This window comes from Leucobacter sp. USHLN153 (genome assembly GCF_037145615.1).
Taxonomy (GTDB): domain Bacteria; phylum Actinomycetota; class Actinomycetes; order Actinomycetales; family Microbacteriaceae; genus Leucobacter.
Map to the genome: position 1 here is coordinate 665,835 of NZ_JBBCXE010000001.1, position 16,483 is coordinate 682,317.

The window sequence follows — 16,483 nt, forward strand, 5'->3', positions numbered from 1 at the left end:
TCCTCTTTCGTTGGGGTGCGCTCGGGATTTGGAGCGGGTGACGCCCGGTTCCGGGCAATATGTTCGGGATCCGCGATCCCGTGCCGTCCCAGTGTGACAGCGCCAGTTCGCGGGGGCGACTCGCAAACCATCTGTAATTCCTGTCGCGGTCGTACAATGTGTTCGAGATGACATCGAAGACTGATTTCACGCCGCAGGGCGACGCTGCGGGGCGCCCCCGCGCACCGCTGCCCGCTGCCCCCGTTTCGCCGTCGGCAAGTGCCTCGGTTACCGCCGAAACGCAGGGAGAAGCGCCAGCCGTCACGGTCGCCGATGCGCTCGCGCTCCCCGAGCTGCGCGCAGGCGAACCCGAGCTCGTCGCGGGCGAGACCGGGCTCCAGCGCCCGATCCGCTGGGCGCACGTCGTAGCGGGGGCGGGCTCGATCGCCCTCCTCGAGGGCGGTGAGCTCGTGCTGTCCACGGGTGCGGGCTGGCCGACCGACCCCGACTCGCTCGCGCAACTTGCCGAGCAGGCCGCTCGCGCCGAGCCCGCGGCCGTGATTCTCGAGCTCGGGACCCACCTCGACGCCGCTCCTTCCGAGCTCCGCGACGTGTGCGAGCAGCACGGCATTCCGCTGATCGTGCTGCACCGCGAGGTGCGGTTCGTGCAGATCACGCAGCGGGTGCATCAGCGCGTGCTCGCGGCGCAGACCGAGGCTCTCGCCGCTCGCGCCGAGGTGCACACGATGCTCACCGAGCTGGGCCTCAATCGCAGCCCGGTCGACTACGTGGTCGAGCGCTTGGCCGAGGTGCTCGACGCCGCCGTCGTGCTCGAGGATTCCGCGGGCCGGGTCGTCGCGTGGGCGGGCGGAGAGCTGCCGCTCGAGTCCGCGCTCGCCCCCTGGGCCGCGCCGAGCGTGAATCCTGAGCTCCCAGAGGGTTCCGAGACGGTCGCGGTCGAGGCGCAGGGCCGGCGGTGGGGGAGGATCTCCGCACTCCCCGGTCCGCCCCACGCGGCAGGGCGCCGCACCGTGCTCGAACTCGGGGCGCTCGCGCTCGCGCTCGGGCGGCTCGCCGACCCGGAGGGCGAGCAGTGGGTACAGCTGAGCTCCAAGCGGCTGTTCGACGCGCTGCTCAGCGGCCGCTACCGCAGTGACCTCGAACTCGCGACGCAGCTCGCGGCTGCTGGGCTTCCGATCGAGGGGCGGATCGTGCTCGGCGCGACCCTCCACGGCACGGACGACTTCGGGGGCCATGCATCCCTCGAGCGGGCCGTGCTCGAAACCGCGCTTCGGCGTGCCGCGGCACCCGAGGGGCGCGTGATCCTCGTCCCTGATCCCGATGACGGCCCGTCCGGCCGCACATCTCTCCTTGCGCTCCTGTCGTTCCCTGCCGACGACGCCCGAGTCGCTCCCGAAAACGAGGCCGCGCCTCCGCTGGCCGCCCGCCTCGCGCGCGAACTCGACATGCTGATTCCCACGCCGACGCCCCGCGCGTGGCGCGCCCACCTCGGACTCGGCGCCGCGGGACGCGGCCTGCGCTCGCTCATCACTTCACTCGAGCGCGTACGCGCGGCCGGCACACTGCGACCCGCCGCGTCAGTGGGTCGCGTCACGGTGCAGCAGGCGGAGCGCCAGGCGCTCGCGTACCTCGTGCGTGGCCTCTCGGCGGCGCCCGAGGTGCAGGAGTTCGCGCGCGACGCGCTCGGGCCGCTCATCGCGCACGACGCCGCGGGCGGAGCGGGGCACAGCGGAGATCTCCTCCAGGTACTGCGCGCGTACCTCGCGCACCCGACCAACCGCTCCCTCGCCGCCCAGCGTGCGCGCCTCTCGCGGTCGGTCTTCTACCAGCGGCTCGCGCTCATCGAAGAACTGCTCGCGGTCGATCTCGCGGAGGGCACGACGATCGCGACGCTCTCCGTCGCGCTGCTGGCACTCGCTTAGCCGCTCTCGCTGAGCCGCGCTCACTTAGCCGGAACCCGCGGATCCATCGCTCCTCAGAGCGCCCACAAGCTCGGGTACTCGTGCCCGAGCTCGACGACGAGACGCCGGAGCGCGGGCAGAGACAGACCGATCACGCAGCTCGGCGCTCCCTCAATCCGCTCGATAAATGCGCCCGCAAGGCCGTCGATCGCGAAGCCGCCCGCGAGCTCGAGAGGCTCCCCCGTCGCCACGTAGGCAGAGAGTTCCGCGTCCGTGAGGTCGGCGGAGAGGGTAACGGTCGCGGTGTCCACGGATCCCGCGCTGCCGCGCACCGAACCGCCCGTGCAGTCGATGAGCCAGTGCCCGGAGTGCAGCACGCCGGTGCGCCCGCGATGCTGCTTGGATCGCTCGAGCGCGACCTCGGGCAGGTGGGGCTTGCCGAGGATCTCACCGTCGAGCAGAAACATCGAGTCCCCGCCGAGCACGAGGCCGTCGATCTCGCCCGTGCCCTCCGGCCCGTACCGCCGGACGACGTCCTCCGCCTTGAGGCGCCCGAGGTACTCCGTCAGCTCGGGCGCGGAGAGCGAGCGACCCAACTCGGCTTCGCGCGCGGCGACCTCGGCCTCCTCATCGACCTCGGGCGAGAAGCACTGGGGTTCGATACCTGCGCCGCGCAACACCGAGAGACGAGCGGGCGAGGTCGAGGCAAGAATCAAACGCATGCGAGCGATTTTACGGGGCAGTCAGTACTCATTGGCCCGCGCCCGCTACACCGTCACCCTCCTGCCCGACAAGCCCCTATTCGTTTGCCGTGGCAACGCCGTACGTTCGATGCATGGGGTCGCAACGTGCCTCCCTATGATTGGAAGGAGTTCTCACATGGGTTTCCTCGGATTTCTGCTGCTCGGCCTCATCGCCGGAGCGATCGCGAAGGCCATCCTGCCAGGACGCCAGGCCGGCGGCTGGATTGCCACCCTTATTCTCGGTGTGATCGGTGCACTCGTTGGCGGGTGGCTCGGCGGACTGATCTTCGGTGCCGACCTCGGCGAGTTCTTCTCGATCGAAACCTGGCTGCTGGCGATCGGTGGTTCCATCGTCGTGCTGCTGATCTGGGGCCTGATCACGGGCCGCAACAAGCGCACGGCCGCGTAACGCCGTACCCGGGGTCGACCTCGGCAATGGGACAATAGGGGCATGACTGCATCGAACAGCACCCCGCTTGAACCCGGCGCCGAGGTCGACCTTGTCGTTTCCGGCATCGCCCACGGCGGTGTCGGAGTTGCGCGCCACGAGGGACGCGTGGTGTTCGTCGCCGATGCGATCCCCGGGGAGCGCGTGCGGGCACGGGTGACCGACGCCCGCAAGAAGTCTTTTGCGCGAGCGACCACGGTTGAGGTGCTCGACGCGTCTCCCGATCGTCGCGACCACATCTGGGCCGAGGCCTCGATCGATCGTGATCCCGAGGATCGCGCTGGCGGCGCTGAGTTCGGTCATATCTCGCTCGACCGGCAGCGATCGCTGAAGGCCGAGGTGCTGGCGGACGCGATGCGCCGCTTCGGCGGCATCGAGCTCGCGGCTGCAGACGGTGAGGATCTCTCCGGAGCACTCGCGGACCTCGTCGAGACCGCCCCTGACGCTGATGAAGACGGCGGATCGCCCAGCGCCGACGCCCCGCACGGTCTCGGCTATCGCACGCGCGTGCGCCTGCACGTGGACCCCGAGACCGGCGCCGTCGGCCCCTACGCCGCGCGAAGCCGGCGGGTCATCCCCGTCGAGTCCCTCCCGCTCGCGACCCACGGCGTCGGTCAGATCGCGCCGCTCGATGAGCTCATGCCCGGCGTCGAGACGATCGACCTCATCGACCCGTCTGGCGACGACCCCCGGATGCTGCTGACGCTCGCGGGCGAGAAGCGGCGTGCGGGTGAGGGCGACGCGATCCGGGAATGGGTCGAGGATCGCCAGTTCCAGGTGCGTGCCGGGGGCTTCTGGCAGGTGCACCGCGCCGCACCGACCGTGCTCTTCTCCGCAGTGCGCGACGCGGTGTCCGAGCTGATCGAGGCCGGGCGCTTCGACCCGGCGGCCGGCAACCTCGACCTCTATGGTGGGGCAGGGCTCCTCGCTGCCGCGGTCGCTGAGGCCGCCGGCCCCAGCGTGAAGATCGCGACGGTCGAGGCGGATGCCGCGGCCTCCGAAGACGCGTCGGAGAATCTTGCCGAGCTCGTGGGAGCGCTCGCGCACACCGCGCGGGTGGATCGGCATCTCGCCGAGCTGCTGAAGGCCTCGGCTCCGGTCCGCGAGCGGCTCCGGCGCGGCACGATCGTGCTCGACCCGCCGCGCTCCGGCGCCGGTGGTGGCGTCACCGGTCAGCTCGCGGAGCTCGCACCGGCGAACATTGTGTACGTCGCTTGCGATCCGGTCGCGCTCGCTCGCGACACGAAGTCGCTGCGCGATGCGGGCTACGAGCTGGCGGATCTCCGAGCGTTCGACATCTTCCCGCATACTCACCACTTCGAGTCGCTCGCGGTCTTCCACCGCGCCTGACCCACCGCATGGCCCGGTCCCGCCCCGACCACGGGGCAGGACCGCGCGCTACCGCGCGCTACTCGGTGACGTGGACGATGCCGCGCATCTCCGGGTGGATCGAGCAGATGTAGTCGAAGTCGCCGGCCTCGTCGAAGACGTGCGTGTACGTGCCCTCTGTCTGCAGCTCGCTCACGAAGCTTCGATCATTCGCGACCACGTCGTGCTCATTGGGTCCGACGAACTCCCAGCGCACGGCCTCGCCGGGCGCGATCTCGACCTCAGCGGGGTCGTACTGGTTGTCGGAGACCGTCACCGTCACCGCGGGGCTGGCACCGTCGTCGGAGGGCACCGGCTCGGGGGCGCCGGGGCCGCAGGCGCTGAGGAGCGCGACGGCCCCGATCCCGAGCAGCGCCGCGGCACCCCTCGAGAGCCGCGACCGCATCCGCGACGCTCGTATCCGAAACACCATCAGTGCTGGTGCAGGGCGCGCGCGGCGTCCGTGATCGCGCCCGTCATCGACGGGTAGACCGCGAATGCCGAAGCAACCTGGTCGACGGTGAGGCGGTGCTCGACGGCGAGCGCGAGCGGGAAGATGAGCTCGCTCGCACGGTGCGCCACAACGACGCCGCCCACAACGGTGCCCGACGCCTGCCACGCGAACAGCTTCACGAAGCCGTCGGTGAAGCCGATCATCTTGGCTCGCGGGTTCACGCTGAGCGGGATGGTGTGAGAGATCGCCTTCGCCATGCCCTCGTTCTCCGCGAGCGTGTGCTCGTTCCAGCCGACTGTCGCGATCTCGGGGTACGTGAACACGTTCGCCGCGACGTTGCGCAGATCGATAGGTCGCACGAAGTCACCGAGCGCGTGCATGATGGCGGTGCGACCCTGCATCGAGGCCACGGATGCGAGCGGGAAGAAATCGGTGCAGTCGCCCGCTGCGTAAATCGACGGCACATTCGTGCGCGCCACCTTATTCACCCGGATATGCCCGCTGTCGGTCAGGGCGACACCGGCTTCTTCGAGCCCGAGACCCGCGGTGTTCGGGATCGAGCCCACCGCCATGAGGCAGTGCGTTGCCTCGATCTTGCGCCCGTCTTCCAGCTCCACGAGCACGCCCTGCTCGGTGCGCGTGACCGAGGTCGCACGCGACTTCGACATGACGTTCATGCCGAGGCGCGTGAACTCGCGCTCGATCACCGCTGCGGCGTCGGGATCCTCTCCCGGGAGCACCTGGTCGCGGCTCGACACGAGGGTGACCTCGGAGCCGAGGGTGCGATACGCGTTCGCAAACTCGGCGCCCGTCACACCTGAGCCCACGACCACGAGGTGCTCGGGCACCGCGGGCAGATCGTACAGCTGCTTCCACGTGAGGATCCGCTTGCCGTCGGGCTTCGCGGAGTCGAGTTCGCGCGGGCTCGAGCCGACCGAGACGACGATCGTGTCCGCCTCGATGCGGTCGAAGTCGGTTCCACCGCCTCCCGCAGCCGTCGAAATCAGCACGGCGTTGGGGCCGTCGAGCCTGCCCTCGCCCTGCACGACTCGCACGCCCGCGTCCTCGAGCGACCGCAGCATGTCGACGGACTGCGCGCCCGCCATCGCGAGCAGCCGCTTGTTCACGGCAGCGAGATTCACGGCGATCTCGGGTCGCACCGGCTTCCCCTCGACGCCGGGCACGAAGGCCTGCACGCCGAGCTTGCCCGAGTCGCGCACGCTCTGCGCTGCGCTCGCCGTGGCGATGAGACTCTTCGACGGCACCACGTCGGTGAGCACCGCGGCCCCGCCGACTCCCGCTCGCTCGATGAGAGTGACTTCCGCCCCGAGCTGGGCTCCGGCGAGTGCCGCCTCGTAGCCCCCCGGCCCTCCCCCGACTATTGCGATCCGATGCTTGCGTTCACTCGCTTTCGCCATACTGCAATTGTACGCAGGAGCGAGGCGCCCGGATCACCCGCGGGCCGGGTCTATTCCTTGCGCTGACACTGCGAGCGGCACTCGCGCTCGCAGTAGCCGGGCCACCGCTTCTCGAGCCGTCGATCGAGACCCATCCAATAGGCCTGCATCGTGGTGCTGCTGCGCGCGCCCATCCACAGTTGAATGTTCCGCACCGAATCCGCATCGGCCCAGAGCCACTCATCGAACCAGGCGTCCACGGCTCCAGCGAGCGCCTCTCCGCGTCGGCGGCCAGGAGCGGCAGCCGAACCGTCCTCGCGCCCCTCACGGCACAGCCACGTCACGCCGACGTGCGGCGGAGTGGGCAGCGCCTCGATCTGAACGTCCGAGAACACCTCGATGAACACGCGGCCATACGCCGTCTCCGGGAGCTCTCGCAGCCACTCGCGCAGCTGAGTGATGTCTGAGGCGTCGCCGGCTGCCAGTATGCAGTCGATCCCATCGGGGTCGATGACCGAGACGGCATCGGAGAAATCAGATGGTTCGAAGGAGTTCACACTCGTAGTTTAGGCCAACCTAACCATGGTCGGAAGATCTTTGGGCCAATTCTCACACTCGTATCCCATCGCAGTCGCTACTGAGCGCCATCGTTTGTGCGCGTCGCAGTATCCGCTGTCGCCTATGATCATCAGTCACAGGGATCTCTCAGCGCGGCCTCTAGCCGGCGCAGGTCCTCCGACCGAACAGTGAAGTGGGAAGGGCGAGGTGGTATGTCGAGAATCGAAACCGCTGCTGCAGGATACGACGGGATCACGAGCGGCGGTTCGGTCGGCGGATCACACCCCACCTCGTTCGGCTCGGTCCGGAACTCGGGTGTCTCGATGCACGTCCCTCACGCCGCGGCGGTTCTCGAGCGCGACCCCGGCATGCCCGCCTCGTCGTGGCGCCTGCGCAGCGACGCCTGGGAGTATCTGCGCTTCGCTGTGAAGCGCCTCGCAAGCGAGTCCGACAGCTCGGAGGCCCTCACGTCCGACGGCGAGGTGCACCGCAACCTGCGCGCACTCGAGACGATCGAGCTCTACTGGGCGGGCTTCGGCCAGCGTTACGTGCAAGCGATCAGGGAGCTGCTCGAGGCCGGCGACTATCGCGCGGCGCTCGATCGCATCGGTCGCGTGGTCAAGCGACTCCGGCACGACACGGTTCCCGAGGAGCCGCGCGACGAGGCGCTCGACGATGACTCGCGGCTCGAGTTCACGGTCGACGCCGACACGCGCCCCCGCTTCGAGGTACTCATCGTCGACGAGACCACGGCGCAAGATCGGGATGCGCTCCGGGCCGAGGCGCTCCGCCTGCGCGGCGCCGCCGACGACTTCGTATACGACTACGTCGTGGTGCCCTCGGCAGATGACGCCGTCGCTGCAGTGCTCACGAACCCCAACATCCTCGCCTGCGTCGTGCGCCCCGGCTTCAGCGAGCACACGCGCGAGAAGCTCGGACGCGACCTCCTGGAGACCATCCGGCTCGCACGCGCAGAAGCGGTGCCCACGGCGGCGCCAGCGCGAAGCTCGTTGGCGTCGGTGCAGCGCGTGCTCGGGCTGGCGGATACGCTCGCCGCGATCCGCCCCGAACTCGATCTCTACCTGGTCGCGGGCGCCCACATCGAGGATCTCGCGGGCGCGCTCACCCGGCGCTTCCGCCGCGTGTTCCGCCGCGAAGATCAGCTCGAGCTGCACCTCACCCTGCTGCGCCGTGTCTCCCACCTGTACGACACCCCGTTCTTCTCGGCGATCCAGGATCACGCTCGCCGCCCCGTCGGCGTCTTCCACGCCCTCCCGGTCGCGCGCGGCGGATCGGTCGTGGGGTCGAAGTGGATCAGCGACCTCGCCGATTTCTACGGTCTCAACCTGCTGCTCGCCGAGACCTCGGCGACCTCGGGTGGCCTCGACTCGCTCCTCGCGCCGACGGGCGCCATCAAGAAGGCGCAGGATCTCGCGGCGCGCGCGTACGGCGCCAAGCACACCTTCTTCGTCACGAACGGCACCTCGACCGCAAACAAGATCGTGCATCAGGCCCTCATGGCACCGAACGACGTGGTGCTCGTCGACCGAAACTGCCACAAGTCGCATCACCACGCCGTCATGCTGACCGGCGCACGGCCGGCGTATCTCGAGGCGTACCCGCTCAACGACTTCGCGTTCTACGGCGCCGTGCCGATCAGTCGCATCAAGCAGTTGCTCCTCGACTACCGAGCGCAGGGGCGCCTCGACGAAGTGCGCATGATCACGCTCACAAACTGCACGTTCGACGGCATCGTCTACGACCCGGAGCGCGTGATGGCCGAGTGCCTCGCGATCAAGCCGGACCTCGTGTTCCTGTGGGATGAGGCGTGGTTCGCGTTCGCAGCGTTCCACCCCGTCACCCGGCGCCGCACCGCGATGGCCGCGGCCAAGCGACTCGAGCACCAGCTCAACACTTCGGCGCACGCGACGGCGTACCGCGCGCAGCAGGCGCGGCTCTTCGGAGAGGACGGGCGACCCGCGCCCGATGAGGTGTGGCTGTCGGAGCGCCTGATCCCGTCGCCAGATGCGCGTATCAGGGTCTACGCGACTCAGTCGACGCACAAGACGCTCACGGCTCTGCGCCAGGGATCCATGATTCACGTCTACGACCAGGACTGGGTGCGCGACGCGGAGGAACCCTTCCACGAGGCGTACATGACCCACACCTCCACCTCGCCGAACTACCAGATCCTCGCGTCGCTCGACATCGGCCGCCGCCAGGTCGAACTCGAGGGATTCGAGCTCGTGCAGCGGCAGCTCGATCTGGCGACGAGCCTCTCCCAGGCGATCGCGCGCCACCCGCTCCTGCGCCGCACCTTCCGCGTGCTCACGGCCCACGACCTCGTTCCGACGGAGAACCGCGAGTCGGGTCGCCCGATGCCGCACCGCGACGGGCTCGCGTCCATGTGGCAGGCGTGGGCCACCGACGAGTTCGTCGTCGACCCGTCGCGCATCACCATCGAGATCAGCCGCACTGGCGTCGACGGCGACACGTTCAAGCACGAGCATCTCATGGACCGCTACGGCATACAGGTGAACAAGACGAGCCGCAACACCGTGCTCTTCATGACGAACATCGGCACCTCGCGCAGCGCCATCGCGTACCTCATCGAGGTGCTCGTGAAGCTCGCCGAGCGGTTCGCGGAGGATCGGGCGCAGCAGGATCCCGAGCTGCTCGACACGGCGGAAGCGCCCATGCCGCCGCTGCCCGACTTCAGCTCGTTCTCCCCCGATTACGCGACCGACGCGGTGCTGCCCGATGGCGACATGCGTGCGGCGTTCTTCCGCGGGCAGCGGCGCGGGGCCGTCGAGCACGTCTCGCCCGCGGTGCTGCGCGGACGCGTCGAGGGCGGCGACCTCCCCGTTTCCGCGGGCTTCGTGACGCCGTACCCGCCGGGCTTCCCGGTGCTCGTGCCGGGCCAGGTCATCACGCGGGAGGTGCTCGACTTCATGGCCGTGCTCGATACCCGTGAGATCCACGGCTTCGACGCTCGGCGCGGGTACCGCATCCTGCGGGCGGAGGCTCCGGCGGCGCGCTGATCCTGCCTCTCGCGGCCGCATGCGCCGCGCCGCTAGGCTCGGGTGAGCACTGACTGCCACTCGAGGAGGAGTACATGGAATCGGTTGACGTCGTCGTCATCGGAGCGGGATTTGCGGGGCTGGTCGCGGCGCGGGAGCTCGGCGATGCCGGTCTCTCGGTGGTGGTGCTTGAAGCGCGGGATCGCGTGGGCGGGCGCACCTGGACGGACCGGCGGTTCGGGCACGACCTGGAGCTCGGCGGCACGTGGGTGCACTGGGTGCAGCCGCACACCTGGGCCGAGATGACGCGCTACGGGCGCGAGATCGAGCGTAGCCCTCGCGCCGAGGAGGCGTACTGGAAGCGCGCCGATGGCACGTCGCAGCGTGGCACCCTCGAGGAGTTCATGGCGCTCATCGATGCGGGTCAGCAGCAGATCATCGACGACGTGCGCGAGTCGATTCCGCGGGGCACGGAGCCGACGGTGGGTGCGATTCAGGAGCTCGACGCGCTGTCGATTCAGGATCGCATCGAGGCCCTGGGGCTCGACCCCGAGGCGCGCGCGGCGAACGAGTCGGTCTGGGTGGGGCACGTGAACGCTCCCCTGAACCAGGTCGGGCTCGCAAGCGCGATGCGCTGGGTCGCGGCGACAGGCGGGCACTGGCAGCTGATGCACGAGGCCTCGGCGACCTACCGCGTGGTCGGCGGTATGAGCGCGTTCACGGCTGAGATCGCGGCCGACGTCTCCGGCGAGATTCGCCTTTCCTCGACCGTCACCTCGGTCGCGCAGCAGGACGGGGGCGCGCTGGTTTCGCTCGCTGACGGCACGCAGATCCGGGCGCGCTTCGTCGTGAGCACCCTTCCCGCGAACGCGATCAGCGGGATCAGCTTCGACCCGCCGTTGCCCGAAGTGTGGCAGCGGCTCGGCGCTGAGCGCGTCGCCTCACAGGGTTCGAAGCTCTGGATTCGTGCGCGCGGGCATCTCCCCCGCTTCTTCGCCTACGCGAGCCAGCATGATCCGCTGTCCGTGCTGAAGGCTGAGTACTATGGCAGCGACGAGGACGGGGACTACACGCTGCTCGTCGCCTTCGGCCCGGAGCACACTCGCGTCGACCTCGACGACCTGGCCTCGGTGCAGGCGGCCGTCGACGCATTCCGACCGGGCATCGAGGTGACGGGCGTGACCGCGCACGACTGGATGGCCGATCCGCTCTCCCGGAACACCTGGATGACGCACCGTCCCGGGCAGCTGACGCGGGACCTCGCCGAACTGCAGCGACCGCACGGTGCCGTGCACTTCGCCACGACCGACAACGCGAAGCTTTGGGGCGGCTTCGTCGACGGTGCGATCGAGAGCGGGCTGCGCGAGGCGCGGCGGATCGCGGGGGCGGACTCCGGCTCAGCGCAATGAGCACGCGCCCAAGCGACGCGAGTGGCCGTTTCCAAAGAGAGTAACGGCCACTCGCGTCCCTTCGGCAGAGCCGAAGCGGTCGGCGCCTACTCGGCTGCGTGCACCACGCGACCATCGACGACGGTGAGCAGGATCGGCAGCTCCGGAAGCGCGTCCGCGTCGGTGTCGACCGGGTCTGCCGCCCACACCGTGAGGTCGGCGACCGCTCCTTCGGCGATGACACCGCGATCCGCATGCCCGCGGGCCCGCGCGGGCCACAGCGTGTACGCGAGCAGCGCCTCCTCGCCCGTCAGGCGCTGCGACGCTTCGAAGACGTGCGCTGAAGCATCACCCGGAGTGTGGCGGCCTCGCGCCCAGGCCATGCCGAGGCGGGGATCGTATTGCGCGACGGGCCAGTCGGAGCCGAGGGCGAGCGTCACGCCCGCGTCGAGCACGTCGCGTACCCGGTACCCGGTCTCGTCGCGCCCCTCGCCGAGGCGCACCGACCAGCCGTCGCTGTGGTCGGCGGCGCGCCACTGCATGTGCAGGGGCTGCATGGAGGCGGTCACGCTGCTGCCGCGGAGTTGCTCGACGTCCGCGTCCGAGAGCACCTCGAGGTGCTCGATCGAGTGGAACGGCAGGCCGGGTCGCTCGGGTAGCGTCGCGTAGACGTCGAGCACTCGGCTCACCGCGTAGTCTCCGACCGCGTGCGTCGCGATCAGCATACCTGCGTCGTGGTAGGCGCGCACGACCTCGCCGAAGCGCTCCCACGAGGGCCAGAATGCGGTTCGCCCGTCGCCGCAGGCGTCCGGCTCGTGGAGCCACGCGGTGCCCGTGTCGATCACACCATCGCTAAAGAGCTTGATGGCGCCGGTCTGCCAGAGGCGGCCGGCGCGATCCTTCGCGGCGATCACGCGCTGCTGGTCGGCGTCAGTGTCGCCCACGGCGTGCCAGTGGTGCACGGTCACGCGATGATCCAGCTCGCCCCGCTCCTCGAGCTCCGCGAGCAGCTCGACCGTGCGCTCCTTGCCATCCATGATCGCGCCGCCCGTGAGGCCCGCCGCCGCGAGCCTGCGGAACATGTCGCGCAGCGCGTCGCGCTCGTCGTCGGGATCGGGTGCCGGGGCCGCGTCGAACACGAGGTTGTAGGCGGTGGGCTCGCGCAGCTCGCCGGTGGGAGTGCCGTGCTCGTCGACGACGATCTCGCTCGCGTCGTCGAACTCGCGCGCGCCCGAGATACCTGCCGCGGCGAGCGCCGGAGCCGTCGCAAGCCCCGTGTGCAGGTCGTAGCAGATGAGGGCCACCGGGCGGCCGGGCGCAGCGTCAGCGAGCAGATCGCCGCGCATGCCCGTGTGCTCGAATGGCTCGTACTCGAGGTTCCAGCCCCGGAGCCAGGCGCCCTCGGGCAGACGCTCGTGCTCTGCGGAGAGCGCGGCTCGCAGCTCCTCGATCGTAGCGAGCCCGCCGAGGTCGATGCCGGCGGTCACCGACGCCGCCCAGAGCGGGTGGGTGTGCGCGTCGAACAGGCCAGGCGTCACCGTGGCGCCGGCGACATCGCGCACCTCGATGCCGAAGTCCGCAGCCGCCTCGGCCACCTCTGCGTCGGAGCCGACGATCTCGATCCGCCCATCGCGAGCGAGGATTGCGGTCGCGGCGGATCCGCTGCCGTTCGGGCCGTCAGCGTTACTGGCGTCCTCGACGTTCGTGCGCAGCCGCGCTCCGACGATGGCGAGGTCGCCTCCGAGGTGTTCCATGATGCTCCGATCTGTTGCTGTAGTGACGTCGGGCGAGCTGCACGTACTGGCTGCGCCCGACCCGGAATCAGTGTCGGCCGATGGGGCTGAAGGTCGCGCGCGGGGCGGTGTCGCTTCCGAAGCGCGCCGGATCCCAGTGGCGGTCGAACTCGGGGTCCGTGCGGTCGCCGGCCACGAGCGCGGGCAGGTACTCCCCCATGAACGCCGCGTACTTGAAGCCTTCGCCCGAGTCCCCGCAGGCGAGCGAGACGGTCGGGTGCGTGCGAGCGACGATGAAGTCGCCGTCGCCCGAGTCGGTCCAGGTGCAGACCTGCGTGGCGAGCACGCGCGGCACGATCGCGGTGAGGTCACGCTCGACGCGAGCTCTGATGTGCTCGGTGCGTTCGGCGTCGGCGGTGCGGTCGAGGTCGTCACCGAGCGTCGCGTCGCGGAGGGCGCGCAGAGGGCGATCGAGGCCGATCTTGTAACCGAGGCGTCCGTTCGGCATGGCGTAGACGCCGCCGGAATCGGGGCCGGTCGCCGCCGGGTGTTCGGGCTGGCAGTCGACGAGGCCCGGCAGGTCGGGGGCGGGGAGATCGGCCGAGGGATCCCCCACGTACACGACCTGCTCGATGTACGGGGTGAGCGGCAGTTCGAGCCCGAGGCCGGGCAGCAACTCGCGCGTTCCCGGGCCCGAGGCGAGGAGCACCTGGTCGGCCGTGAGCACCTCGCCGTTTTCGAGACGAACGCTCGCGGATGCGTCGCCGGGCTCGATCGCAGTGACGCGGGTGTTCGGCCGGTAATCGCCGCCCGCGGCCAGGAACGCGCGGAGGGCGCCGCCCAGCAGGCGATCGATGTGGACGACTCCCGCTTGCTCGACCCAGAGCGCCGGGCGTCCGTCGGGCCGCAGCCCCGGGAACGCCTCGCCGACCGCGTCCGGCGCCACTTGCTCGACCGGCTCACCGATGAACTCGAGCGCGTTCGCAACAGACGCGAGCGACACGGTGTCTCGCCAGAGCATCCCCGTGCGCCGGTGCACCGGCTCGCCGAGACGCTCGCCAAGCCGCTCAAGGGCGTCGAGGCTTCCGCGCAGCGAGCGCGCCCGCCAATCGTGCGTGTCCGCTAGGCGCCAGAGCCTGCTGCTGCCACCATTCGACGCCGACGGCCCGCCCGGTTCGAATCGCTCAACGAGTGTGACGCTCCACCCGCGATCCTGCAGCCCGAGCGCAGCCGGAAGCCCCCAGGCTCCCGCGCCGACGACGATCGCGGTGCCCGCCTGATGCGCCATGGCGCTAGTCCGCGATCGTCGTGTAGTGCTTGCGGAGCGGCTCGTGCACCCGCCACACGCCCGCCCAGCCCGACGGCATCACCATGACGTCTCCCGGACCGAACTCCTCGGGCTCGCGCCCCTCGACCTCGATGGTCACGCGCCCCGAGAGGATCGTGCAGATTTCCGAGTAGCCCTCGCGCGTCGCGGTGAAGTCGCCGGGCGTGCACTCCCAGAGGCCGGTCGATACGCGATCGTTCTCCCAGACCGCGAGAGAGGCCTCGGTCTGGCCCGACGTGAGCGCGGTCGGCTTGAGAGCGTGCGGTCCGAGGTCAGCGTCCGTGCTTCCGTGCACGGCGGGGGTCTCGACGGTTGTCATGGTGTTCTCCTGTTGGTCGGTGGGGCGGGCGCCAGAGCACGAGGCTCGAGAGCGCAAAAATTGCTGCTCGGCCCCGGGCTTCAGCGCCAAAAGAGCACTTTTAGCGGTTTGGGCGGTCAGTGACGGCCGGTGATGACGTCGGCGACGTGCGCGATCGGTGAGGTCTTGGCTCGCCCGGCGAGCTCCGAGCGATCCGCCACGCCGTATGCTGCGTAGAGCCCCTTCGTCGCGAGCCAACGCAGCGGCTCCGGCTCCCACTTGCGCACGCGATGGTTGACCCACGGGAGACCCGTGATCTCCGTATCGTTCCCGAGGATCAGGTCCGCGATCGTGCGCCCCGCGAGGTTGGTCGCGGTCACACCGGTGCCCACGTAGCCGCCGCCCCACGCGATACCCGTCGCGCGGTCGAGGCCGACAGTCGCGGCCCAGTCGCGGGGAACACCGAGCACGCCCGACCACACGTGGTCGATCGCGGCTCCGCGGGTCGCGGGGAAGAAGCGGTGCAGGATCTCGCTCAGCGTCTCCACCGTGACCTCGGGGGTCTGCCCATCAGTGTCCGTCTTCGAGCCGAACTGGTAAGGCACGCCGCGGCCTCCGATCGCGATGCGGTCATCGGCCGTGCGCTGCGCATACATGTATACGTGCGCGAAGTCGCCGAGCACCTCGCCCTGGTTCCAGTGCAGCTCGTCCCACACCTCGGAACTCAGCGGCTCGGTCGCGATGAGCGACGAGTTCATCGGCAGCCAGAGACGATGCAGGCCCTTGAGGTTCGCGGTGAACCCCTCGGTCGCCCGCACCACGTAATCAGCAGTCACCGTGCCGTGCGTCGTGCGCAGGCGGTGTGGAGCGATCTCCACCACGCGGGTGCGCTCATAGATCTCGACACCGAGTCGCTCCGCGGCCGCGGCGAGCCCCGCGACCAGCTTCGCAGGCTGAATGCGCGCGCAGTGCGGATGCCAGACCGCGGCCCGGGTATGGGCGACGTTGATCTTCGCCTGGGCCTCCGGCGCCTCGAGCAGGTCGAGATCCGCATATTTCCAGGTCTGCTCCTCGGCCGCGAATGCCCGAATGCGGGCCTCCTGCGCCGGGGTGTACGCGACATTGAACTCGCCGCCGCGCTTGATGTCGGCGTCGATCCCCTCGGCCTCCGCAACGCGGATCACCTCGTCGACCGTCTCGTTCATCGCGCGCTGGAAGCGTTCGGCGGCATCTCGACCATGCGTCTTCACGTACTGCTCACGACCACCGGTGATCGCGTTCGTCAGCCATCCGCCGTTGCGACCGGACGCACCGTAGCCGGCGTGGCGCTGCTCGACGACCACGACGCGCAGCTCTGGCCGCTGCTTCTTGAGGTAGTAAGCCGTCCAAAGACCCGTGTAGCCGGCACCGACGATCGCGACGTCGGCGCTCAGGTCGCCCGGGAGCTCCGGCCTGGGCGTGGGCCGCCCGATCTGCTGCCACCAGTGCGAAACATTGCCGTTAATCATTCAGGTTCCTTTTTCGAATGGTGAGGAGATGAGTTGCTGCGAACCGAGCACGTTCTCAGCGTGAAATTGAGGCACCACGACGACTGCAGAATCGCGCCGCGTCCTCGCGATCGCACACGGGCAATCTCGGAATGCGGGCCTTTCGGGGCGCGGTGAGGCGAAGATCTGTGTCGCGCGTGCAGGAGTCGGTGAGCGGCTAGGAATCAATGAATCTTCTTCGATACCAACTGGCCCTTTCCAACCGACTGAACAAGCGTTCAGCGCACTTTTCACAACGTACAGTTCACGCACTGCCCGCGCAAGACCGTCCGCACAAGATCACCCGCGTCAGGTATTGAGT

13 protein-coding genes are annotated in these 16,483 nt (G+C 69.4%); 5 read left to right on the forward strand and 8 right to left on the reverse strand.

Annotation, left to right across the window (positions count from 1 at the left end; translation table 11 throughout):
• The first annotated feature begins 167 nt into the window (after positions 1-167).
• The gene (locus WFH00_RS03040; RefSeq protein ID WP_336659126.1) at positions 168-1,922 is read left to right on the forward strand and encodes a PucR family transcriptional regulator; all 1,755 of its coding nucleotides are present in this window, start codon (positions 168-170) and stop codon (positions 1,920-1,922) included.
• 53 nt (positions 1,923-1,975) lie between these two features.
• Here the strand turns inward: WFH00_RS03040 and WFH00_RS03045 are convergent, their stop codons facing one another.
• Positions 1,976-2,623 (reverse strand): Maf family protein, encoded by a 648-nt coding sequence (locus WFH00_RS03045; protein ID WP_336659127.1) that lies wholly within the window; start codon positions 2,621-2,623, stop codon positions 1,976-1,978.
• A gap of 157 nt (positions 2,624-2,780) precedes the next feature.
• Between WFH00_RS03045 and WFH00_RS03050 the strand changes: the two genes are divergently transcribed.
• Positions 2,781-3,053, forward strand: a complete 273-nt coding sequence (locus tag WFH00_RS03050; protein ID WP_336659128.1) for a GlsB/YeaQ/YmgE family stress response membrane protein — start codon at positions 2,781-2,783, stop codon at positions 3,051-3,053.
• Positions 3,054-3,095: 42 nt separating this feature from the next.
• Positions 3,096-4,442 carry a class I SAM-dependent RNA methyltransferase gene (locus tag WFH00_RS03055; RefSeq protein ID WP_336659129.1) on the forward strand — a complete coding sequence of 449 codons (1,347 nt, stop codon included), beginning with the start codon at positions 3,096-3,098 and terminating at the stop codon, positions 4,440-4,442.
• Positions 4,443-4,500: 58 nt separating this feature from the next.
• Here the strand turns inward: WFH00_RS03055 and WFH00_RS03060 are convergent, their stop codons facing one another.
• The 3 genes from WFH00_RS03060 to WFH00_RS03070 are packed head-to-tail and all read right to left on the reverse strand — an operon-like array spanning position 4,501 to position 6,868.
• Complete coding sequence (locus WFH00_RS03060; protein ID WP_336659130.1) at positions 4,501-4,866, reverse strand: cupredoxin domain-containing protein; 366 nt, start codon at positions 4,864-4,866, stop codon at positions 4,501-4,503.
• Between the two features lie 26 nt (positions 4,867-4,892).
• Positions 4,893-6,332, reverse strand: coding sequence for an NAD(P)H-quinone dehydrogenase (locus WFH00_RS03065; RefSeq protein ID WP_336659131.1), 1,440 nt, complete (start codon positions 6,330-6,332; stop codon positions 4,893-4,895).
• A 50-nt stretch (positions 6,333-6,382) separates the two neighbouring features.
• Positions 6,383-6,868 (reverse strand): SIP domain-containing protein, encoded by a 486-nt coding sequence (locus WFH00_RS03070; protein ID WP_336659132.1) that lies wholly within the window; start codon positions 6,866-6,868, stop codon positions 6,383-6,385.
• A gap of 324 nt (positions 6,869-7,192) precedes the next feature.
• Here WFH00_RS03070 and WFH00_RS03075 point away from each other — a divergent pair, with 324 nt between their 5' ends.
• Together WFH00_RS03075 and WFH00_RS03080 are read left to right on the forward strand one after the other, a co-directional pair.
• Positions 7,193-9,910, forward strand: a complete 2,718-nt coding sequence (locus tag WFH00_RS03075; protein ID WP_336659177.1) for an aminotransferase class I/II-fold pyridoxal phosphate-dependent enzyme — start codon at positions 7,193-7,195, stop codon at positions 9,908-9,910.
• A 74-nt stretch (positions 9,911-9,984) separates the two neighbouring features.
• Complete coding sequence (locus WFH00_RS03080; RefSeq protein ID WP_336659133.1) at positions 9,985-11,298, forward strand: flavin monoamine oxidase family protein; 1,314 nt, start codon at positions 9,985-9,987, stop codon at positions 11,296-11,298.
• 86 nt (positions 11,299-11,384) lie between these two features.
• Here WFH00_RS03080 and WFH00_RS03085 read toward each other — a convergent pair whose 3' ends face one another.
• From WFH00_RS03085 to WFH00_RS03100, 4 genes are all read right to left on the reverse strand, one after another.
• A complete protein-coding gene (locus WFH00_RS03085) occupies positions 11,385-13,031 on the reverse strand; it encodes an amidohydrolase (protein ID WP_336659134.1) in 1,647 nt (548 codons plus the stop codon).
• Between the two features lie 67 nt (positions 13,032-13,098).
• The gene (locus tag WFH00_RS03090) at positions 13,099-14,298 is read right to left on the reverse strand and encodes an NAD(P)/FAD-dependent oxidoreductase (protein ID WP_336659135.1); all 1,200 of its coding nucleotides are present in this window, start codon (positions 14,296-14,298) and stop codon (positions 13,099-13,101) included.
• A 4-nt stretch (positions 14,299-14,302) separates the two neighbouring features.
• Complete coding sequence (locus WFH00_RS03095; RefSeq protein ID WP_336659136.1) at positions 14,303-14,656, reverse strand: cupin domain-containing protein; 354 nt, start codon at positions 14,654-14,656, stop codon at positions 14,303-14,305.
• Between the two features lie 116 nt (positions 14,657-14,772).
• On the reverse strand, positions 14,773-16,143 hold the full coding sequence (locus WFH00_RS03100; RefSeq protein WP_336659137.1) for an NAD(P)/FAD-dependent oxidoreductase: 1,371 nt from the start codon (positions 16,141-16,143) through the stop codon (positions 14,773-14,775).
• Between the last annotated feature and the right edge of the window lie 340 nt (positions 16,144-16,483).

Coding starts and splice junctions, on each gene's coding strand:
- WFH00_RS03095 (WP_336659136.1), bottom strand. CDS start 14,656: ATGACAACCGTCGAGACCCCCGCCGTGCACGGAAGCACGGACGCTGAC.
- WFH00_RS03040 (WP_336659126.1), top strand. CDS start 168: ATGACATCGAAGACTGATTTCACGCCGCAGGGCGACGCTGCGGGGCGC.
- WFH00_RS03075 (WP_336659177.1), top strand. CDS start 7,193: ATGCACGTCCCTCACGCCGCGGCGGTTCTCGAGCGCGACCCCGGCATG.
- WFH00_RS03080 (WP_336659133.1), top strand. CDS start 9,985: ATGGAATCGGTTGACGTCGTCGTCATCGGAGCGGGATTTGCGGGGCTG.
- WFH00_RS03050 (WP_336659128.1), top strand. CDS start 2,781: ATGGGTTTCCTCGGATTTCTGCTGCTCGGCCTCATCGCCGGAGCGATC.
- WFH00_RS03085 (WP_336659134.1), bottom strand. CDS start 13,031: ATGGAACACCTCGGAGGCGACCTCGCCATCGTCGGAGCGCGGCTGCGC.
- WFH00_RS03055 (WP_336659129.1), top strand. CDS start 3,096: ATGACTGCATCGAACAGCACCCCGCTTGAACCCGGCGCCGAGGTCGAC.
- WFH00_RS03045 (WP_336659127.1), bottom strand. CDS start 2,623: ATGCGTTTGATTCTTGCCTCGACCTCGCCCGCTCGTCTCTCGGTGTTG.
- WFH00_RS03065 (WP_336659131.1), bottom strand. CDS start 6,332: ATGGCGAAAGCGAGTGAACGCAAGCATCGGATCGCAATAGTCGGGGGA.
- WFH00_RS03100 (WP_336659137.1), bottom strand. CDS start 16,143: ATGATTAACGGCAATGTTTCGCACTGGTGGCAGCAGATCGGGCGGCCC.
- WFH00_RS03090 (WP_336659135.1), bottom strand. CDS start 14,298: ATGGCGCATCAGGCGGGCACCGCGATCGTCGTCGGCGCGGGAGCCTGG.
- WFH00_RS03060 (WP_336659130.1), bottom strand. CDS start 4,866: ATGCGGTCGCGGCTCTCGAGGGGTGCCGCGGCGCTGCTCGGGATCGGG.